Genomic DNA, 21,022 nt, shown 5'->3' with positions numbered 1-21,022 from the left:
TGTTAATACAGTCCAAACACAGGTTTTACAAACACCCATTACAATGGGGACAAGTGAATAACAAACGGTTGGAGCTGAGGAGAAACCTTATCAGACCGGCGGCGTAAAAGCCACCGGTTTGTATAAGGTTTCTTTTTTTGCGACCAGCCTCATTACTGGAGGGGGATTAGGCAAATGAAAAAGCTTGGAGTATGGATGCTGCTGCTGAGTATGGTGACACTGGCTGCCTGCGGCGGCAACGAAACAGATTCTGGAGGAAGCGCGTCTGCGTCATCTACAGGCGGGGAAAAGATAAAGATCAAGTACTGGTATGCCTGGGGTGACAAGGCAGAGGAAGCTAAACAGCAGCTTGTCAAGGAATTCAATGAGTCGCAGGACCGCATCGAGGTGACAGCCGAATACCAGGGAACTTATGACGATCTGCATGCCAAGGTGCAGGCGGCTTTTGCAGCCAAGGACGCGCCGGCCGTATCGGATTTGGAGATTGCTTCAACCGGCGTATTTGCCCGTTACGGCATGCTGACTGAATTGACGTCATTTGCAGAGCGGGATGCGGCAGAAGTCAATATGGACGATTTTTATCCGGGACTGATGGGAAATGCGTATGTGGACGGCAAGCTTTACGGACTGCCATTCATGCGCAGTACACCGATTTTGTATAAAAATGTAACCCTGCTCAAGGAAGCAGGGCTTGATCCGTCCGGGCCGAAAACATGGACAGAACTGGAAGAATACGGCCGTGTTCTTAAGGAAAAAGGCAAGAATGCCATGACGATGCCGGCGGATATCTGGTACTACGAAGCGCTTGTTGCACAGAGCGGCGGCCAGGTATTATCAGCGGATGGCAAGAGCGCAGCCTTCAATTCACCGGAAGGCGTCGCGCCTGTGGAATTCTGGAAAAAGCTCGCGAACGAGAAGCTGATCAAAATTCCGGTCGGTGACGAAGCGGGCGCAACGGCGGACAAGGACTGGGCGAATCAGCTGTCTGCATTCAAGTTTGGCTCGACCGCCGGAGTCGCTGCAGCCATTGAAATTTCGGAGGGCAACGGTTTTGAAATGGAGACATCATTTATGCCTGCCAACAAGAGCTATGGAGTTCCGACCGGCGGGTGTCAGCTCGTGATGACCTCCGCCCTTACCCCTGAACAGCAGGACGCGGCATGGGAATTTATCAAGTTTATGACGACGAAGGAAGCGACGACGTATCAGAGCAAGCACACCGGCTACCTGCCAACTCGCATTTCAGCGTTGGAGAGCGAGGAGCTGCAGACCCTGTACAAGGAGCATCCTCAGTACAAAGTGGCTGTAGACCAGCTTGAATATGCAAGACCGCGCCCGATGGAAACGGCATATCCGGAGGTTGCCAAGATTATGAAGGAAGCGATTGAGAAGGCCATACTGGATCCGAAGGGTTCTCCGCAGGAAGCGATGGATAAGGCTGCCGAGCAGGCGAACGGACTGCTTGCCAAATAACAATCCAGTCTTAAGGAGTGATAGCATGGCTAAGATCGAGCTGCGGCATATTTGCAAAACATTTCAGCAAGACGAGGTCATCAAGGATTTAAATCTGACGATCGAGGACGGCTCCTTTACGGTGCTGGTCGGCCCGTCGGGCTGCGGGAAGTCGACGACACTACGCATGATCGCAGGACTGGACAGGCAGACGGGCGGCGACATCCTGATCGATGGACGCATTGTAAACGACACGGCGCCGGGGCTGCGGGATGTGGCGATGGTTTTTCAGAATTATGCCCTGTACCCAACGATGAATGTCCGGGAAAATATCGAGTTTGGGCTGAAAAACCGCAAGGTTCCAAAGAAGGAGAGGGAAGCGCTCATTCAGGACATCTGCGAGATCGTTGGCCTGACGCCTTATCTGAAGAAAAAGCCGGAAATGCTTTCGGGCGGACAGCGGCAGCGGGTGGCGCTGGCGCGGGCGATGGTCAAGAAGCCGAAGGTATTCATTCTTGACGAGCCGCTGTCCAATCTGGATGCCAAGCTGCGCAATCAGATGCGTACGGAACTGATTCAGCTGCATAAGCGGCTTGGCACGACATTCGTCTACGTGACCCATGACCAGGTTGAGGCTATGTCGATGGGGGACCGCATTGTCATTATGAACCAGGGGGTTATCCAGCAGGCTGCATCCCCGGATGTGCTGTACCATGATCCGGACAATCTGTTTGCGGCTCAATTTATCGGCACACCTGCCATGAATATTCTGGAGGCGGTCAAAGTAAAAGGGCTACCGGTTGCACATGCGGTGTCCACAGCTGTCGGGTATGCTGGCTTCAGACCGGAGCATGCATTGTTGAACCGCGGCGATCATGCGGACGGCATCCGGCTGGAGGGGCAGATCGTGACCCGCGAAAGCCTGGGAGCGGAGAATATTTACCAGATCCGGTCGGCGGCCGGCGTGTTCTCGGTCAAAACGTTTCTGGAGCCGCTTCAAACTTCAGACCATACCGTTGTAAGCATTCCGAACGACAGACTCTATTATTTTGCGGCGGACGGCAGCAGACTGCGGGGAATTGAGACCGTTCAGCCCGGACTCATATCCGTCGGAGGCATTTGATATGAGCCTTTGGGAAAAACTTCGCCCATACGGGATGGTATCGCCGGCCCTTGTCGTCTTCGCCCTGTTTTTCATCTATCCTATTTTTTATATGATCTATCTCAGCTTCTTCGACTGGAATTTTGTGAGCCCGGTGAAGCAGAATGTCGGATTGCAAAACTTTACGGACCTGCTCAGTGATCCGCAGTTTCTGCAGGTGCTCGCCAATACGACGATCTATACCATTTTAACGGTGACATTGACCTTAAGCATCTCGCTTGCGCTTGCTTTGTGGCTGAACCGCTCGGGCTTGTTTTACGGGTTCGTGCAGGGAGCGATTTTCAGCCCGCATATCATATCGCTGGTCTCCATCTCGCTGCTGTGGAGCTGGCTGATGGACCCGGAATATGGCCTGCTGAACTGGGTGATCGGGTGGTTCGGCTTCGGGCCCCTGGAATGGCTGTCACATCCGGACACCTCGCTGATTTCACTTGTCATCGTGGCGGTGTGGAAGGGAATTGGCTTCAACACGCTGGTGTTCATTGCAGGCTTGCAGAGCATTCCTCCGAGCGTGTATGAAGCGGCGGCGCTGGACCGCTCGCGGCCATGGACAACCTTTCGCAAGCTGACGCTGCCCATGCTGTCGCCGACGCTGTTTTTTCTGGCGGTGATGAGCATGATCAGCTCCTTTCAGGTGTTTGAAACGATCGCGATCATGACGCAGGGGGGGCCGGTCAACTCGACCAACACGCTTGTCTATTATATTTATGAGAACGGCTTCCGCTTCTTCAAGATCGGATATGCATCCGCGGCTGGCGTGGTGCTGCTCATTATTGTAGGGCTGTTGACTGCCATATACTTCAAAATGTTGTCCAAGCGTGTTCATTACCGGTAATGGAGAGAGGTGAGTTTGATATGAAAGTCGTACAGCCTGCAGCAGAGCAGGGCAGTGTGAAGATGTCGGAAGAGGTGAACAGCAGCGCCATGGCGGCCAGGACGATGAATGCCGTGCTGAGGATCGTCAACGTGATCGGCATGCTGCTCTTGGTTCTGATCTTCGCCTTGCCTTTTGCCTGGATGATCTCCACGTCCTTGAAAACGATGCCGGAGACGATGATCTTCCCGCCGGAATGGATTCCGCAGGACCCGCAGTGGGTGAATTTTGCGCAAGCGTGGAATTCGGGGCCCTTCCTTCATTACTTTATGAACAGCGTATTCATTGCCGTGGGCATTCTTGTTTTGCAGATGCTGACGATCATTCCGGCGGCTTATGCTTTTGCACGTTATCGTTTTAAAGGCTCGGGGCTGCTGTTCGGTTTGGTCATGGTGACGCTGATGATTCCGTCACAGCTCATTTTCCTGCCCGTCTATCTGGAGCTCAGCGCGTGGAACCTGCTGAATACGCATCTGGGGCTAATCCTGCCCTTTGCCTCCAGCGCGTTCGGGATTTTCCTGCTGCGCCAGTCCTTCCGGCAGGTGCCCGAGGAACTGATCGAAGCGGCGCGGCTGGACCAGGCCAAGGAGTGGAAGATCATCATCCGTATTATGATACCCGCCGCCAGGCCGGCCCTGATTACGTTCGCGCTGTTCAGCTTCATCAGCCACTGGAACGATTATTTCTGGCCGCTCGTCATGACAACGAACGAAACGGCCCGCACGCTGCCGCTCGGCATTGCGAAAATCCGCGAGGTGGAAGGAGTGGCGACATGGAATGTGCTGATGGCGGGCAACCTCATTCTGGTCGTGCCGATTCTGATCGTGTTTTTCTTCGCGCAGCGGTCGATTATCAAAGCGTTTGTGTATAATGGAGTAAAGTAAATGTACTGAATTGCCTGAAATCTCAAAGTTATTCATTTCAAGAGTGAATATTCAATCAACGAGCGGAGCCCGTTTTCCTCATAGGAGACGGGTTCTGTTTTTATAGGCTTAGAATATCCAACTTTTATTTTAGTGTAGAAGGACAGGACGGGGCAATTTATGGTACCCTAGGAGTATTACACAAAAAATCAGCTTGAGATGCTTATGCAGCGGCAGAAGGGGGATATCTATGACTGTATACGATCAGCACAGCAGGCATTTGCGGGATTTGCGTATCTCGGTCACAGACCGCTGCAACTTTCGCTGCCGTTACTGCATGCCTGCGGAAATTTTCGATCAGGATTATGCATTCCTGCCCAAGGAGCATATGCTGACAGCGGAGGAAATCGGCAGATTGGCCCGCATCTTTGTCTCGCTCGGCGTGCGCAAGCTGCGCATAACCGGGGGCGAACCCTTGCTGCGCAAGGATTTGCCGGAGATCATTACAAGGCTTGCGGCGCTGAACGTGGAGGATATCTCGCTGACGACCAACGGCAGCCTCTTGGCCAGAAATGCAACCAGGCTGAAGCAGGCTGGACTTCATCGCATTACGGTCAGTCTGGACGCGCTGGATGATGATACTTTTCTGTACATGAACGGGGGAAGAGGACGGGTTCAGCCCGTGCTTGATGGAATCGATGCCGCCGCGGCCGCAGGCCTGACGGTGAAGATCAACATGGTGGTGCAGAAGGGAGTCAATGATGAAGCCGTTCTGCCTATGGTTGAATACTTCCGGAATAAGGGCCATATTCTGCGTATGGTTGAATATATGGATGTTGGCAATACCAACGGCTGGAACAGGGAGCATGTGGTCAGCACGAAGGAGCTGCTGCAGCGGATCGGCGAGCGTTGGCCGCTTGAGCCGGTTGAACCGAATTATCTCGGTGAAGTGGCGGCCCGCTACCGCTTTCTGGACGGCGGAGGAGAGGTCGGATTTATTTCATCGGTTACCCAGGCTTTTTGTTCATCCTGCACCCGTGCCCGCCTGTCGGCAGACGGAACGCTGTATACCTGTCTCTTCGCATCGCAAGGGCACCCGCTGCGGCATTTGCTGCGGTCCGAAAATCGTGATGAGCAGCTCGCCGCTGCCATTTCATCCATTTGGGCTAACCGGCATGACCGGTATTCTCTAGAACGCGGAACAGGTAAGAACAGTACGTCGACCAAGGTGGAAATGTCGCACATCGGAGGATAATTCTCCGGTATGGACACCTTGCACAGGAACCAAAATACGAAAGAGCCTGAAAGCTACCCGGAAAATGACTGGGGATTTCAGGCTCTTTCTGCTTCTGCCGGGACTGCATCTTCCGGCTGCTGCTGCCGCTTCTTTTTCCGGATCAGCATCATCAGCAGCAGAAGCAGGGGAAGAACGAACTGGAAAATGGGCCAGATCCATACTACAGTAAAATTGAGGCCAATCCATATATACTCGGTAAAGCTTCCCGGGAAAAGCGAAAAGGCAAAAATAATGATCCCAGATAGGACCGCCGCTGCTTTATATTTTAAGGATGTTATCCTGCAAAAGCCGATAGCGGCCCCGGTATAGAAAATTACGCTTTTGATGCCGAGCCCCATAAACAGAATCAACACGAAGATCACATCCAACCGTTCAAACACCCTGACGATGTTGATAAGCCGCACCACCTCAAGCAAAGGGTAGGTAAATATGGCTGCAAGCTTGGGTCCCAAAACGACGATGTTCAGCTGATTCACCAGGATGAGAATCAATGCCACAATACCGTAGGTAAGCATTACCGTTTTATTAAGCTGCTTCCGGTTGGCATCAAGAAGCTTGAAGAATACCAGTAAGCTCACAACCTGGCCAAACGGAAACGTGATACTATTGGGAATGGCGATTTTCAGTACCGGCATCAATCCGTTTTCCAGAACGGGAAACATGTATTCCAGTTGGGTTCTTCCCGAGAACAAGAGAAGCAGCAGCAAAATAATGTATCCGGCAGCAACGATAGGAAGCAGCATAAGGGTGAGCAGAAAAACGGATTTCGGCCCATTTTTCAGAACAATGTATGACACCAGCATCGTCATCAGTGCTATGGCAAACAAAGGGGTTCTGTCCAGCAGGGTTAACGCTGTCAGCTCAGAAAGATCTCTTGTCACACGAGAGGCTTCATAGGCGAAATAACCTACGAATAATAACCCGATAAAACTGCCGGGAATCTTGCCCAGATAATGGACACACAGCTCAAACAGATCCCGCCGCGGATCCAGACGAAAGATCCATAGATACATGAGCAGGAGCAAAAAGCCGCCGCACGCTCCGATCATCATCGCCGCCCAGGCATCCTGTAGAGCCGTTGCTCCCTGTAAATACAGGGTGGTGCTGCCTATTTCATAGAGGATCAGGACGGCGACCAGTTCAGAGATACGAATTGCGTTTTTGCTCATCATGCTGCTCCTTTATTTCAACGTTTTCTTTAGAAGTCCTGTTCGTCTGATGGTTGCCTTTACTTGGACATCCAGATCCATCTTTTTAAATTCCCGGGGCCATTCTTCCCTGATGCTCTTCCATTGACCGGGATACTTTCGGTGCACTTTATCTGCAAAGCCCAAGGCATCTATCCCAAGCTTCTGTATTTTGTCCCAGCCGGTATGAATGTCTTTTTCAATCTGTTTTTCCAGTATGGCCTCGAGGCCGCGGATAGCTTCCGGTTTGGACAGGTCTTGCTGACAGGCGGATTCGTACAAGACACCTCTAACCTTTACTTGAACCTGCATCGTATAATGATAGCCTGTTTTTACAGGATTAAAATGAGTCTTTACTTTGTTGATTCTGACGGATCCCAGTCTGCCGGAGCTTTCGGATGTGGAGCAGGGAAGGGGTAGTTCGGTGCCTCTGACCTTTCTGTTGAGCCAGGAGAGACCGTAGCTCTCGCTGCGGTTCAGAAATCCGACTAAGCGGTCTCCGTTAAAAACGGCCGCTTTGGTGAGCGTAATCTTGACCGGAGCCGACGTTTTCTTGAGAATGTCCAGCGACCTCAGCTTGTCCTTGTTTTTAGTGCTTTGTTGTCCTGTTAGCCCGATCATCGGCACGATTTGTCCGCCTGCGTCCGAATAAAAATGTTGTGCAAATTCAAACACGGAAACTGAAGGATAGACGGATACGTTTTCCGTCTCTCTATCCAGAATGTTTGACAGGCTCATTCCTGGAATCTTTTCGGGGGGGATCATGTTCTTGAGCATATCGCTGGCCTGACCTTCCGTGATCACCACACCCACCGTCTCCCTGGTTTCAGGACTGCGGAGGTAATAATCCAGCAATTCACTGAGTCCTTGTTCAGCAGCTTTTTGGCTAATGATAAGCACGTGATTGTGGGCCACATAAACCCGGCGTGGACTTTCCATGCTGCTGTCGTTCATCGCTTGATGGATGGTTTTCGTTCGAAGCGAAAACGTATGGACGGCAGGCTGAGAGCCTCCTCCCGATGATCCTCCGGTAGAAGAAGCCACTGTAGAAGGAACAATGCTCTGGTAGCTGACAATCCAATCGTCCTTCGAGCGGTCTAGTCCCGTCGCTGTTGTGATGGCCAGTTCATTCAGCTCCGTCCGGTTCCAGCAGCCGGTGAGGATGACTGCCATCAAAAGCGCAATTCCTGACATTCCCATTCGGTACATGATTAGCCTCCTTAAGGCAGTGGATCCCGTTCATGGTTCCGCTTCTGCTGTGCAAACGAATCCGGTTCTGCTGCCTGGCGCATCGGATTTTGATCTCCAAGAATGGCGGGTCGCGACTTCAACCTCCACCAGGGCGTGCGAATAACCAAGTCCTTCAGACTGTGGAAATAGACCGGGCTCACCGGTGTGTAATACGGAACACCAAACGAACGCAGTGAAACCAGATGCGTCATAATAGGAACTAATCCGCATTGAATACCGTATAAGCCAAACGAACCGCCAAGTATCATGAGGATGAACCGCAGAAGTCTTATCGACGCGGCCATATTAATATAAGGCAGCACGAAATTCGAGATCGCCGTAAAGGAGACAACGATGACCATGGCTGCTGACACGAGTCCCGCCTGTACGGCAGCCTGCCCTAGCACAAGCGCCCCAACGATGGAGATGGCGGGGCCGATCGCCCGCGGCATTCGCACCCCTGCTTCACGTATAATCTCGAAGGTCAGCTCCATAACGAAAGCTTCAAGCAGAGCGGGCAGAGGTGTGTTTTCCCGCTGGGCCGCCAGGCTGATGAGCAGCGTCGTTGGCAGCATTTCCTGCTGAAAGGTTGTCGTTGCAATGTACAGGGACGGAAGCAGCAACGCGACAAGAAAGGAGCCGAAGCGTATGATCCGTAAAAAGGAGGCCAGGTAAAAGCCCTGGTAATAGTCCTCCGGGGAGGCAAAAAACCTGAAAAATGTAACGGGTGCAAGCAGGACAAACGGGGTTCCATCAACAAATATGGCGACTAATCCTTCCAGCAGCCCCCCGGCAATTGCATCGGGACGCTCAGTATTCAGCAGGGTAGGAAACGGAGAGATTACACCATCCTGAATAAACTCCTCGATATAACCCCCTTCCAATATGCTATCGGTATGAATGGTATCCAAACGTCTGGATACTTCCTTGACCACTTCCGGGTCGGCGATCCCCTGAATGTATGCAACAGCAATTTTGGTCTGTGTATAGCGGCCCAGAGTGCGGGACTCCAATCTCAGATCGGCGGATCGGATCTTGCGCCGCAGCAGGGCTATGTTGGTCCCGATGTCTTCCGTGAAGCCCTCTTTGGGACCGCGTACGACGGTTTGTGAAGACGGTTCCTCTACAGACCGCCGGGCTCCGCCTTGTATGGGAGCAGTGAATGCGCAGTGCACCCCGTCAATAATAATGGCGGTCTGGCCTGCCAGAATAGCATGCAGCAGTTCTTCTTTGCCATAGATCGTTCGAACGTCACCAATGGGCAGCTGATTTTTCAGCCATTCGGCGGGATTGGTTTGCTGGGAGAGCTGTTTATATTCGTCCGAGACAATCCCCTCCATAAGCTTGCTTATGAGCTGCTGATCAATGAGCCCATTTATGTAGATAACAGCAACTCTGGAAACGCCGTCGGAATCCCGAAATTCCCGGACGATAAAATCGGAGCTTCCCCCCATTTTATATTTTAAATAAGCAACGGTATCCATCAGCGAAGAACTGACAGGCTCCTCCGTGGTTGTTGTACTGGTTTGCGGGGCCGAAGCTTGCTGTTTTTTATTGTCGGTGCCGTTCTTTTTTTTTCGTTGTTGAAACAGCAGTTGGTTTAAAAACTGAAGCATAATGAAAGTGTTCTCCTTTTTTGGTATTGCCAATACGTCAATCAGCAGGCTCTCCCGGAAGGAGACCTGCTGATCGGCAAATCCGTTATGCTTGATCGTCACGTGTTGGAGCGGAATCCTGTGCGCTTCTGTCGTCCTCCGAAGGAAGAGCGGTCCGGTCCGGCTGTGTCGGGAAGAAGCCCGTTCTCATGTGAGGCCGGGTATCTTCATACTCAGTCTTCGGATTTCCATCCGTTGCATCAGGTTCACGATCATATGGCATTAACGTCAGCTCCTTCCTATTGAGGATAGGGTGTACAGCGAACGTAATGATTATGCCTCAGTCAGGCTGGTTTCATGACAGCTAAAATTTATTGTGTTGCAAAAAACGGATGCAGGCCAAAAAAAGGCGTTACGGGTTAAAATAAAAGTGCGAGTGACCCGGCAAAAGTTTCTCGCCCAAGAGCCGATTGCCAAAGCAGTCGGCTTTGTTGTCCTGCGGCAAATAAAAAAGACGATTGAGCAGAATTAGAGCAATTCTGTCAACCGTCTCTTGAATTTACACCCCTCCAACCTGCTCGGCAGTTTCACTGAGCATGTTCAGAGCTTGGACTAAAGGGGAGAGAAGAAATGCAAGGCTAATAATTACTGACAATGGGATCGCTTTTTTCATTTTCTGCCCACACCTTTTTGATGTAAAATTGGTACTGGTGCTGGATTTCGTCCACAGCGAAGTTTTTAAAGCGCTCATACAAGCCTACGCAATTAATAATGACCGTTTTATTATTAATTTCCGAAGACTTTTCCATTGCCTTAAACAAGTACCTGAACCCGCTGGAGAAGTGCCCATTTCTCAAGTAATATTTGGCGAGTTCATACCAGAAGCGTGTGGCTTGTTCGGGAATGACCTGCTGGGTGTAGACATCACCTGAGCCTGGCTGCTGCTCATAGGACATGATGGCATCGCTAAACCGGTCAAGGATAGGATCGACATCGATATTGTAAAGATTGGCTGCCTCCACAATGTTCAGGAGCTCTGCAAATATTTCTTTTTTACCTCCAATATATTCTACATACTTGGGAAGTATGCTGATATCCCCCATCATTAATTTGTTTACATAGGTATTGACCTGCGCCCAGTGCTCAAAAAGGCCCTTCCAATGCACAGATTCAGGGTCCGTTTCTTTCACCCAGCTTAAATCCGCATAGTCATAAGTAAAACGCAGCGCCTGCTTGTAATCTTTTCTTGCATCACAAACAGCAGCTTGCAACAAGCTGGAATAAGCAATATAGACAAATAACGGTTTGGATGCTTTTTTAGTTTCGCTGCTGTTCTTCCTTGTCTGCCGCTGCTCCAGCTTGTATTGAATCCGCGCCTTGTGTCCCATTTGCTGTGCGAGATCTTTTACTTTATCCCACTGCCGCAAAGAGCGGTATGTATTTACCAAATCCTTCAGCGCATCCAACTGATCCGTCTCGTCAAGACGGTCAACATATGGCTCAAATTGATGGGTAACCAATAAATTCTGCTCCTGGTCATCCCCCAATTTAAGGGTGAACAGACGATACTGGCAGAAAGCAAGCCGCTCCGAATACTGGCTTCGCTCATTTGCGGCCACGCATTCAAATAAGAGGATGGCCGCTTCCTTTTGGCCCTCCTGAAAAAAGACCTCTGCCGTTTCAAACAGCAAGGGGGAATAAAGCAAATTGTCCATTAATAACTCCAAAACCTGCCGGATGCACTCCAGCTTACCCAGCTCGGAACAGCGGTACAGAAACGGTCTGATTCGGCGCCAGTTCGGAGAAGCCTCATTTAAATATTCCTGTATATATTGTTCATAGAAATAACCGTCAGGCAGGGTCAACGTTGCGGTAATCCGGTCCAACTGATTGACGGCCATCACCCGGTTTCCGTTCAAAATGGCGCTCATTGTACCTGGGTTTAAACCTGCCAGTTTGCTAAACTGGGTAATGTTCAGGTTATGCTGTTTTATATAACCCTCCAATTCGGAGCGAATCGTGGTTGTATCGTTCAAATAAACCACCCCTGATAAAATTGCTATTATGTTACAAATATAACCATATATTTCAAGTTGGTCAAATGTTTTTTGGCGGCGCAGAACATGTCTGTATTCAGGAGATTTAAAAATTTGATCCACCGGTAAAGGTGGATCAATGATAGGGCGAAGCTACATATCTGATTGAAGTGCAAGAATAATGGCGGTCAGCCCGAAGCAAACATTGAGCAGACAGAGGAATACAAGCGTCTGGGTCTGGTTCAGTCCTGTTGCAAGCAGCCGGTAGTGAGCCTGGGAGGCATCGGCTTTATAGATTGGTTTTTGCTGGATCAGTCTGCGAATGATCACGATGATATTGTCCAGTATCGGGACGCCCAGCGCAAAAATCGGGATGAACAAGGAAGCGAGCGTGGCCCCTTTGAAAGCTCCGTCCAACGCGATAATTCCCAGCATAAAGCCAAGGAAGGTGGCTCCGGCGTCTCCCATGAATACACGCGCTGGCGGCTTGTTATAGCGAAGATACCCGATTGCGGAACCCACGAGAATGACCGACATCAACGCCGACTCGCTTTGTCCCATGGTCAGGGCTACAATAAAGAGGGTACCCCCTGAGATGGCGGACAGGCCGCCGGCCAAGCCGTCAATCCCGTCGGAAAAATTAATGACCGTTGTCACGCCGAAAATCCACAAAATGGTCAGGATTAGCTGCAGCCATTCCGGGAGGTTGATATAATGACCGTTGAATGGATTGTTGAAGCCTTCAAAAGCGATGCCTGAAGAATAAACAATAAGTGCAGCAGTCACCTGAACGATCATTTTCGGCAGGGAGGCCAGCTCTTTTCCCCGGGTTTTGTACCAGTCATCCAGCATACCGATGCCGAGAATGAGCAGGCTTCCGCAAAAAATGGCCACCGATTTTCCGGTCAGCCCGTCACCTGTAAAGCCGGCAAAAATGAAATAAGTGGCAAAAAAACCGACAAAGATGGCAATTCCGGCTGTAAGCGGTATCGGTTCACGGTGGATTTTCCGCTCCAGATCAGGGCGTGGTTTGTCAACAAAATCAATCTTAACAGCTAATTTACGAAGGGGAGGGATCAGCAGTACGACCAGCAAACAAGACAGCATGGCAGAAACTAGCAATAACATATCGGTCCTCCTATGTAGTTTCGGTAATGCAATGAAGATTGCTTAAAGCTGATTATATGACGATGCGGGCAATCTAGCAAATTTGACGTGAAAAATCCACGAAAGCGGGGGGGTACTATGCTGAGACAAACAAGCCGGCTTGTGATGCTTCTGCTGTTCATCACCTTAAGTATTCCGCAACAGGTATCGGCAGACCCGGTCGAGGTAGATGAGGAGACCATGAACAGGCTTATGCTTCAATATGGCCTTGATAAGCGCCAGGAAAGCTCTAAAATAGAGCAGTTTATCCGTTTTTGGACTCAGGGTGACTTTGGATACAGCTTTCCTACAGATGGATACAGCTTTCCTGCCGATGACATGTATGATGCTGCTAATCTGGTGCTTTATCCGCTTGCATCGGTATGCAGGCAACTGCCCGCAATAGTGTATACTTTAAAAATGCCTTTTATTCAGCCCTGACTTGTCTGCCCTGTCAGCAACCGATTGACTAGATCGCTCATACCTTGCCAGGAATCCTTCATTATAAATTGATCCTGGACATGCTTGTTCCAGGGGCGGGGGATGCCGATGGTTTGTTTGCCGGCAGCTTTGGCCGGAAGCAGGTTATGTGGCCCGTCATCAATGAGCAGATCAAAGTTCAGCAGGTACTTCCGCTTGGCCACGAAGAAGTTCTCGAACGGAATGAACGGCATCTGCCGCTGCAGCCAGTTCCATTTCTCTGCGACAGAGGACGGTCTGGCCGCCGTTATGATAATGACGTCATGTTCTGCGGCAATCTTCCTGACTTCCTCTACAGTATACTCATCGAAAATTTCCAGTTCTTCATACAGGCCCGGTCTTCCAAAAAAGATATCCTCAGTGCACTGGGGATGCCAAATGCCTGACATATCAAAGCTGATCATCTGCTCCATCGTCAGCGGCAGATCAGGGTACAGCAAATTATGATAATGGATCGCTTTCGGAACAAGGTGGCAGATCGTATCATCCATATCGATGGCTACTATTTTTTTACGCATTTGAGTACAACTCCTGGTTTTTAATGGACTGAAATGTGTCTGTCAGCTACTTCTTGCATTGTAACACAGCATGGCAGTGCCAAGCAGTCCGGTACAGTAAAGCGTTTATCTGAAATTAACAGTTGACGGTGAAGTGTAAAAATCATTTAATAAGTAAAAATACAACAAATGCATACTTCAGCAAGATTGTATTTGAATGCCCACTGGGATGAACCGCAAAGTGTAAGCGGCCTCTTATGCCAATTAAATTCACTATGACAGGAGTGGAGATCATGTTTTTATGGAACGGTAGACTCGTACAGGAAGATGAAATTCAGGTCTCTTACCTGGACCGCGGCTACTATTTCGGTGACGGTATTTATGAAGTGTTCCGGATTTACGACGGCAAGCTGTTCGAGAAGCAGGCGCATCTGAACAGGCTGTTTCAAAGCCTGCGCGAAGTGAGAATCACTCTGTCATGGAGTGAAGCTGAGCTGTCCGGCATGGTGGATTCCCTGGCCGAAACGTTCGGGAAGAAGGACGGAATTTTGTATCTCCAGATTACGCGGGGTTCGGCGAAGCGGTCGCATTTGCTTCCCGAATCGGCCGAGCCGGTTATGCTTGGATACTGCGAAGAGGTTGCGCGTCCTGTCGAGCAGCTGAAAAAAGGCATTGCCACGATTACACTCGATGATGAAAGATGGCACAAATGTCATATTAAATCCCTGAATCTGCTGGCCAATACGCTGGCACGGCAGGAGGCGGCGGATGCAGGGGCGGAAGAGGCCGTTTTGGTCCGTGACGGGCGGGTTACGGAATGCACCGCTTCCAATGTGATGATTGTCAAAAAAGGCGTAATTATTACACATCCGAACGGACCTTTGATTCTGGACGGAATTACCAAGCAGGTGGTGGAACGGCTGGCCAAGCAGAGTGGTATTCCGTACCGGACGACAGGCTTTACCCTTGAAGAGCTGATGGATGCTGATGAAGTGTTTGTTACAAGCACGACCAAGGAAGTGATGCCGGTCACGATCATCAATGGCATCAAGGTTGGCTCCGGAATTCCGGGTGTCATTACCCAACTGCTGCAGCACGGATTTGAGCAGAAAATCAAACCGGCGGCAGCGGCGGAGCTGCTTGGTTGAATGACAAAAACCTCGTTCTCAGTACCGTGGACGTCTGTCCTGTACCTGGAACGAGGTTTTTTTCCGCTACTTCAGCCTGGCCGCCAATATCCCCAAGTACTCCTTCAGCGCAAGTCCCGTACTGGACATCGCCCCCGCCGAGGGGGACAGTCTGCCGGCGTACATCTTCATCGGCCTGCTGACCAGATAGTCGGTCGGGTACGGCTGCACCGGAACGCCCGTCTTCTCAAATTGCAGAACCGCCCGGGTCATATGGAAGCCGGAGGTCACGAGCACAGGCCGGGACAACCCTTTCTCCCGCAAAAGAGCTGCCGTATTCTGCGCATTCTGCTCCGTATTGAGCGACCGGTTCTCTATCAGAATGCTGCTGTCCGGGATACCCATCCCCAGCAGCTGCCGGCGGGCGATATCCCCTTCATTGCCGCTGTCCGTAAAAACCTGGCCTCCTGAGAACAGAATAGGCAATCCTGTCTGTTCATGCAGCCGCACCGCGGTAATAAGCCGGTTGGCCGCCGATCCGTACATATTACCTTCCCCATCCACATCCGGTGTCCCGGATGCGGCGCCTCCCCCTAGGACGACGATAACGTCGCCCTGTATGGAGGAAGGCTGCGGATAATCATCTTCCAGTCCGGCAATCAGCGCGTCCCCCACTAAATAGGTGGAAGATAAATAGAATAGCAGTGTAATTGCCAGCAAAACCGAAGCCGCTTTACACTCCCGCCTCCATCGCCACAGCCATACCGCAAGCGCCAGCAGCAGCAGTACGAACAGCCCGGGAGGCAGAATGAAGCTGTAAACGAATTTGATAAGATAAATCAATGAAACTACCGCCTTTGCATGATTGATTTGGTAGTATTGTAGCATGGGAAATGATGTACCGTTAAAAATGTTAATCATATAGGAAGGAAGTCTCTATTTTTAACGCGAATCTTAACGAATCAGCCAAGAAGGAGATTTAGTATGATTGATAAAGTAATTAGGCTATAGTCACATCGACCGCTTATGATGAGGCTATATAGATAAGAAATGCTATGTAGTATCAGGAGGGGATCGAATGGAGATATACGGAGGACAGGCTCTACGGAATGGAGTTATGCTCAAAGGGGAGCATTATATCGTTAAGGCGAGGCGTCAGCTGGATGGGCGAGTCGAATTTGAGGAGGTCAAGCTGGAGGATTCTGTCATTCAAAGCTGGAAAGACCGGATGGGGCACATCCCGTTTCTCAGGGGAATTCTGCTGATGCTAGAGCTGATCTTTTACGATAAAATAATAGCATTCCTTAATATATCTGCGTTTCTCATTTATTTATTCGCCTATTTTGTTCCTTCATCTTCCCAGTCGTCCGGTTCATTATTGGGAATAATCCTGTACCTGCTCGCCACTGTTCTGTCCATTGCAGTTGTGGTTATACTCGCCTCCATTATGTTTGGTCCTCTCGGGAAGTATCACGCCGCAGAACATATGACCATCAATGCTTGGGAGCAAGGACTGGAAATTAACCTGGACGAAGTTCGAAAGCAAAGCAGGGTGAATCCTAATTGCGGAACAAATCTGACCATCTTTATAATCATGGTATATCTGCTGCTGATACCTGTGCCAATAGGGTACTATCTTAGATTTGCGGCTTCTTTTGCCGTTGGTTATGAGATATTTATTGTATCGGAAGGTTTTTTGTATACTCTTCTGAGGCCTTTCTATTGGTTTGGCTCTCTGGCGCAGCATTATCTGTTTACATCCAAGCCCGCTGAGCAGCATCTGGAAGTGGGGATTGCTTGTTATATGAAATTGAAAGAGCTGGAAAAGAAAGATAAGGAAGAGTGTACTGCAGAAAAATGAATTTAGAAACGGCCCGGGGCACTGGAAACGGCCTGTGATTGAAGGGAAAATATTAGTCTTATAGAACTATATATCAGTGTATGATTTATAACAAAACAAAGCTGGCGTCCCCTAGAGAAGCCAGCTTATTTGATTACAGCCCTTTTTCTACAACTGCCCGCATCATGCCTCTGTAACGTTCCTTGTGCGCCGGGGATGCTGAGTCACGAATCAGCTCGAACAGGGCGGCGCATTTTCTGAAACTGCTATGATTCTCCATGTTCTCGGCCGCTTCCAGCACGGTCAAAATGCTTTCCGCCGCGGCACCTTGTTCATCCCGGCTGATTTGGTACTTGGCCAGCTCCAGCAGAAAGGAATGGTAAAAGGCCAGAATGGCGGGTTCATCCGTATTTCCGAATTCCCGGATTTGTCCGGAGAATTGCTCCAGAATGGCGTCAACGTTTAATCCGTGCTTATGGGCGGCCTTCACAATCGTGGTCAGGCCGGACAGCGACTCAATGGGATTTTCCTGCAAAAAGCGGACATAATCCTCAAGCACCTCCATATGTCCGGAAAGCATGTTGATTTCAAACAGATGGGCTGTGGCCTTGCAACGAAAGTATTCCACTTCTTCATGATCGTGCTCATCAAGATTGCTGTACCTGCCCAGCTCGGCATATTTCTCAATGCATACCCTGGCTTGGTCATACTGCTGCAGCTTTGTCAGAGCCTGGCCTTTCATCATATGACCATAACCGTAGTAATACACCAATGGCCTTGTACGGTTCGACTTTAATCTGCCGTTTTCGTTAAGGGAGACAAGGGAGAGCAAGTCTTCGGACAGCTCTATGATCTTGTCCCAATTTTCAAATGCAAAGGCCATTTTCAGCATGTTAACAAGGGTGTCCAGATCTTCAATTCCGGAACGGTTGCTCTCGTCCAAATGTTACTCCTCCTCAATCCCCGGATATAAGAAGTATAAAAGATGTTTATAATTTCATCAATATATGGAGAATATAAAAGAATATAGTAAATTAAACCAAGTTAATTTGTTCCAGATCCAGGCAGAATAGAAAATCTCATGAATATATAAGTTCCTCTGTGCGCGCTTTATCCGTCTGTCCTAAAAAAACGCCCGGCAGCATACATACATAGCAGAGGAGGGGAGAGGATGGATATAAACGTGAAGCGCTATTATCTGCTGAAGCAGCGGCAGAAGGAGACGGAGAAGGAGCTGGCGGCTCTGCGCGAGGAAATCACCGCATACTGCAAAAACCTTGGAATCAGCGAGTTCGAGTCAGGCGGGTATACACTGAAACTGGTGCAGAAGAACCACAGGGAATACGATGACGACAAGCTGTACGAGGCGCTTGCTGATCCCACGGTTTGGCGTCTGCTGTCCAAAGCGGATCCAGCGAAAATCTCAAGCCTGCTCAAGCTGAAGGTCATTTCGGAGGAAGCAATCCGTCCTGCCATGTCGTTAAAGCCGGTGCATATGCTGCTGGTCGATAAAAAATAATAGTTTCCCTTCCACACTTTTCTAAAAAGCGGCAGCGTTGTCTGCCGTCTTTTTGTTTTCCAGCCATGTGTAAAATACGGCACTGCAATTCCGTTGAGAATTAGCTACAATAGATTAAGATATCCATTTTCTTGCAAGAAAGCGAATTCATATATTTGACAATGCAGGCCGCTTCAGGCCGGCACTTCTGCTAGATTGCCAGCATGGAAGGATGAAACATACATGATTCGTTTTAAATTCAGATATATGTTGAAAAACAAACAGACAAGGCTGATTCTGCTGCTCACATTATGCGTATCCCTGCTGATTACGATGATTGGGCTGGGGTCGTACGTCCGCTACCGGGAGGGTCTGGATACCGAGCTGAATGCGCCTAACGTGGAGCTGCTGCAAATCAATATGGATGTTACGAACCGTGCCTTCCGGGAGGCGGATGAGAAAGCGGTGGATTTGTCGTACCGTCCGGAAATTCTGTCCTATATGAATGCCGGGTCTTCCGGGCAGCGGACCGAGGCTGCCGGTGTTCAGCAGCTGCTGGCAGGCGCTGCAGCGGATAAAAAGGTGCAATCGGTTGCCTTAGCCGATTTTGCTCATAAATCCGTGGTCTCCAGTGATTTTGGCTACAAGGAGAAATGGGAGGAAGCTCGGGATTCTTCCTGGACTGCATGGATTCAGGAGATCGAGAAACGCCCGCTGCTGATCAAGCGGAGATGGCTCGGCTCTGAGGTGGGGGACAGCAGCACCGAGCTGCTGAGCATTGTCAGACCGGTGATGGCGGACGGCAAGGCGGCGGGAGCGGTGATTATCAATCTGGATTACGACCTGTTTTTCTCGCAAATGTATACTCACCTGTCCAGCCAGCAGTATGTATACAACCTGGACGGGGAACTGATCTATCCGAAGCTGAACACAGGCGTTCAACCATCCGATATGGACGCGGTTATTGATGAGCTTGATGTCAGCCCGTTCAGCTATGTAAAAGTGCAGGGCCAGGAATATATGGCCAACCAGACCTTCTCGGACGTGACAGGCTGGAGGCTGGTGTCTCTGGTGCCCATGGACCATATGCTCAAAAACGTCAAGCTGGCCAGAAACATGATGCTTTTCCTGTCCCTCGTCTCGATCATCGTGGGCTGTTCGGCTATTTACTACTATAATTATGCGGCTTTCCGCCCCTTACGCAGAATCCATCAGCTGTTAAATCCGGCTTCCGGCGGCAGCTCGCAGGGCAGCTTGTATGATCTGGAGCCCGTGATTGGCAAATGGGTGGGGGAATTCCAGCGCAGAACTTTCGTGGCGGAAAGAAGCCTGCCCGAGCTGAGGAGCAAATATATCCAGGACATTCTGAACCGCTGTATTGGCATCAAGGAGGTCCGCACGAAATGGAGCCACTATTTCCATGATTGGAGCGCAGGTCCGCTGACCGTCATGGTGGTGTCCATTGACCGGTACTGGCAGTGGGCGGCTTCTTTTATGGAGGAGGACAGGATGCTGCTTAAATATGCCCTGCAAAATATTATGGAAGAGGTTCTCGCTCCGGCGTGGAGGACGGTATGTGTCACAGCAAAGAAGGACAGCTTTGTGGTGCTGCTGCAGCCGAAGGGTGAAGCGGCCGGTGCGGGGGAGCTGCGGTTGGACGCGGAGAAGCTGATTGAAATTGTAAGCAGGCATCTGAATATATCCGTCTCCGCAGGCATTGGCCCGGAGGTGCAGGATATTTCTGCTTTGGAGCAGTCGTATGCCGCTGCGCGCAAGGTGCTGGCATACCGGCTGTACGAAGGTTACGGGCGGGTGTGTGAGCATAAGGCTTGGGATAACAGTATGAACGGCGACATAGAGGAGACTTGGTCTGCTGAGATCATTCAGGGGCTGCAGACCGGAGACAGTGGTGCGAACGCAGCCGCGGTGGAGAAATGGGCCGCTCTCATTCGTGAGCATGGTGTTGAACCAGAGCAGGTATACAGGGCTGCGGATCATATTTTGGAGGAAATTCTGGACATCACCGCTGCCCGCAGCATGGACCCTCCTGAGGAAATTAACAACTATAACTGGAGTCAGGTGCAGACGATGGACTTGACTGACATTGAGCAAATGTTGTGCCAGGTTACCGCCAAAATCGCGGAGCAGGTTCAGGTTCACAGCCATACAAGGGAATACAAACGCGTGCAGGGCATGATTCAGTACATGGAAGAGCATATGCAGGAGAATATCGGCTTGCAGGATATCGCCGGACATGTCGGGATGAGTGTGTCATCCGTCAGCAGCATGTTCAAAGAAGAAACGGGAACAACCGTATATGACTACCTCACGCATTTGCGCATCACGAAGGCATGTGAGCTGTTGACGGAAAGCGACCACAAAATTGCCAGCATCGCCAGCATGGTCGGCTATCAAAATGAAAACAGCTTTATCCGTGTATTCCGTAAAATCAAAGCGGTTACCCCGGGCAAATTCCGGGAAAGCAGCAAATCTTCCAACGGATATGCAGATCTGCCAAAACCGCGCCACTCCGGCATTTTTGAAGATACTTAAGCAGATTGAACGATAGATTGCCCCCTCGCCCTGGATTACACTGAGGCTGTGAAATGCTTCTCATATGACGAAGCCAGCTGTCACACTCAGAACAAGCACGGGGGGTGAGGAAGGACGGATACCGTAAGACCGGGGAGATTAGAGGGTCAAGCCGGATGACGGCCGCATACGTGAAGAAAAGAGGG

Annotated in this window: 19 protein-coding genes; 10 read left to right on the top strand and 9 right to left on the bottom strand. The window is 50.3% G+C overall.

Features of this window, described 5'->3' with window-relative positions:
- Positions 1–174 precede the first annotated feature (174 nt).
- The 5 genes from ACI1P2_RS12935 (at position 175) to moaA (ending at position 5,606) form a co-directional block, all read left to right on the top strand.
- Positions 175–1,473: an ABC transporter substrate-binding protein gene (locus tag ACI1P2_RS12935; RefSeq protein WP_355320266.1), complete on the top strand. Its 1,299-nt coding sequence runs from the start codon at positions 175–177 to the stop codon at positions 1,471–1,473.
- Between the two features lie 25 nt (positions 1,474–1,498).
- Positions 1,499–2,575 (top strand): ABC transporter ATP-binding protein, encoded by a 1,077-nt coding sequence (locus tag ACI1P2_RS12930; RefSeq protein ID WP_355320265.1) that lies wholly within the window; start codon positions 1,499–1,501, stop codon positions 2,573–2,575.
- Position 2,576: 1 nt separating this feature from the next.
- On the top strand, positions 2,577–3,449 hold the full coding sequence (locus ACI1P2_RS12925) for a carbohydrate ABC transporter permease (RefSeq protein WP_355320264.1): 873 nt from the start codon (positions 2,577–2,579) through the stop codon (positions 3,447–3,449).
- Between the two features lie 89 nt (positions 3,450–3,538).
- Positions 3,539–4,372 carry a carbohydrate ABC transporter permease gene (locus ACI1P2_RS12920; RefSeq protein WP_355320286.1) on the top strand — a complete coding sequence of 278 codons (834 nt, stop codon included), beginning with the start codon at positions 3,539–3,541 and terminating at the stop codon, positions 4,370–4,372.
- 229 nt (positions 4,373–4,601) lie between these two features.
- Positions 4,602–5,606 (top strand): GTP 3',8-cyclase MoaA, encoded by a 1,005-nt coding sequence (gene moaA / locus ACI1P2_RS12915; protein WP_355320263.1) that lies wholly within the window; start codon positions 4,602–4,604, stop codon positions 5,604–5,606.
- A 77-nt stretch (positions 5,607–5,683) separates the two neighbouring features.
- Here the strand turns inward: moaA and ACI1P2_RS12910 are convergent, their stop codons facing one another.
- The 6 genes from ACI1P2_RS12910 to ACI1P2_RS12885 form a co-directional block, all read right to left on the bottom strand.
- Complete coding sequence (locus tag ACI1P2_RS12910; RefSeq protein ID WP_355320262.1) at positions 5,684–6,817, bottom strand: GerAB/ArcD/ProY family transporter; 1,134 nt, start codon at positions 6,815–6,817, stop codon at positions 5,684–5,686.
- 12 nt (positions 6,818–6,829) lie between these two features.
- Positions 6,830–8,044 (bottom strand): Ger(x)C family spore germination protein, encoded by a 1,215-nt coding sequence (locus ACI1P2_RS12905; protein WP_355320261.1) that lies wholly within the window; start codon positions 8,042–8,044, stop codon positions 6,830–6,832.
- 11 nt (positions 8,045–8,055) lie between these two features.
- Positions 8,056–9,681, bottom strand: coding sequence for a spore germination protein (locus ACI1P2_RS12900; protein WP_408976217.1), 1,626 nt, complete (start codon positions 9,679–9,681; stop codon positions 8,056–8,058).
- 85 nt (positions 9,682–9,766) lie between these two features.
- The gene (locus ACI1P2_RS12895) at positions 9,767–9,943 is read right to left on the bottom strand and encodes a hypothetical protein (protein WP_355320259.1); all 177 of its coding nucleotides are present in this window, start codon (positions 9,941–9,943) and stop codon (positions 9,767–9,769) included.
- 355 nt (positions 9,944–10,298) lie between these two features.
- Positions 10,299–11,705: a transcriptional regulator gene (locus tag ACI1P2_RS12890; protein WP_408976213.1), complete on the bottom strand. Its 1,407-nt coding sequence runs from the start codon at positions 11,703–11,705 to the stop codon at positions 10,299–10,301.
- 144 nt (positions 11,706–11,849) lie between these two features.
- Complete coding sequence (locus tag ACI1P2_RS12885) at positions 11,850–12,824, bottom strand: MraY family glycosyltransferase (protein ID WP_355320257.1); 975 nt, start codon at positions 12,822–12,824, stop codon at positions 11,850–11,852.
- A 117-nt stretch (positions 12,825–12,941) separates the two neighbouring features.
- Between ACI1P2_RS12885 and ACI1P2_RS12880 the strand changes: the two genes are divergently transcribed.
- On the top strand, positions 12,942–13,283 hold the full coding sequence (locus ACI1P2_RS12880; protein ID WP_355320256.1) for an ABC transporter permease family protein: 342 nt from the start codon (positions 12,942–12,944) through the stop codon (positions 13,281–13,283).
- Here ACI1P2_RS12880 and ACI1P2_RS12875 read toward each other — a convergent pair.
- A complete protein-coding gene (locus tag ACI1P2_RS12875; protein ID WP_355320255.1) occupies positions 13,274–13,840 on the bottom strand; it encodes a 5' nucleotidase, NT5C type in 567 nt (188 codons plus the stop codon). The genes ACI1P2_RS12880 and ACI1P2_RS12875 overlap by 10 nt on opposite strands.
- 272 nt (positions 13,841–14,112) lie before the next feature.
- Here ACI1P2_RS12875 and dat point away from each other — a divergent pair, with 272 nt between their 5' ends.
- The gene (gene dat, locus ACI1P2_RS12870) at positions 14,113–14,967 is read left to right on the top strand and encodes a D-amino-acid transaminase (protein WP_355320254.1); all 855 of its coding nucleotides are present in this window, start codon (positions 14,113–14,115) and stop codon (positions 14,965–14,967) included.
- Between the two features lie 66 nt (positions 14,968–15,033).
- Here the strand turns inward: dat and ACI1P2_RS12865 are convergent, their stop codons facing one another.
- Positions 15,034–15,789, bottom strand: a complete 756-nt coding sequence (locus ACI1P2_RS12865) for a YdcF family protein (RefSeq protein WP_355320253.1) — start codon at positions 15,787–15,789, stop codon at positions 15,034–15,036.
- 235 nt (positions 15,790–16,024) lie between these two features.
- Here ACI1P2_RS12865 and ACI1P2_RS12860 point away from each other — a divergent pair, with 235 nt between their 5' ends.
- On the top strand, positions 16,025–16,807 hold the full coding sequence (locus ACI1P2_RS12860; RefSeq protein ID WP_355320252.1) for a DUF1385 domain-containing protein: 783 nt from the start codon (positions 16,025–16,027) through the stop codon (positions 16,805–16,807).
- Between the two features lie 133 nt (positions 16,808–16,940).
- Here the strand turns inward: ACI1P2_RS12860 and ACI1P2_RS12855 are convergent, their stop codons facing one another.
- The gene (locus ACI1P2_RS12855) at positions 16,941–17,729 is read right to left on the bottom strand and encodes a DNA-binding protein (RefSeq protein ID WP_355320251.1); all 789 of its coding nucleotides are present in this window, start codon (positions 17,727–17,729) and stop codon (positions 16,941–16,943) included.
- Positions 17,730–17,957: 228 nt separating this feature from the next.
- On the opposite strand from ACI1P2_RS12855, the gene ACI1P2_RS12850 reads away from it, so the two are divergent.
- Both ACI1P2_RS12850 and ACI1P2_RS12845 read left to right on the top strand, forming a co-directional pair.
- Positions 17,958–18,305 carry a hypothetical protein gene (locus ACI1P2_RS12850; protein ID WP_355320250.1) on the top strand — a complete coding sequence of 116 codons (348 nt, stop codon included), beginning with the start codon at positions 17,958–17,960 and terminating at the stop codon, positions 18,303–18,305.
- Between the two features lie 222 nt (positions 18,306–18,527).
- Positions 18,528–20,837, top strand: coding sequence for a helix-turn-helix domain-containing protein (locus ACI1P2_RS12845; RefSeq protein WP_355320249.1), 2,310 nt, complete (start codon positions 18,528–18,530; stop codon positions 20,835–20,837).
- The last annotated feature ends 185 nt before the right edge of the window (positions 20,838–21,022 follow it).

Source organism: Paenibacillus jiangxiensis (assembly GCF_046098255.1).
Classification (GTDB): domain Bacteria; phylum Bacillota; class Bacilli; order Paenibacillales; family Paenibacillaceae; genus Paenibacillus; species Paenibacillus jiagnxiensis.
Note: the sequence above shows the minus strand (reverse complement) of the source record. Positions and strands in the feature narration are given on the sequence as shown.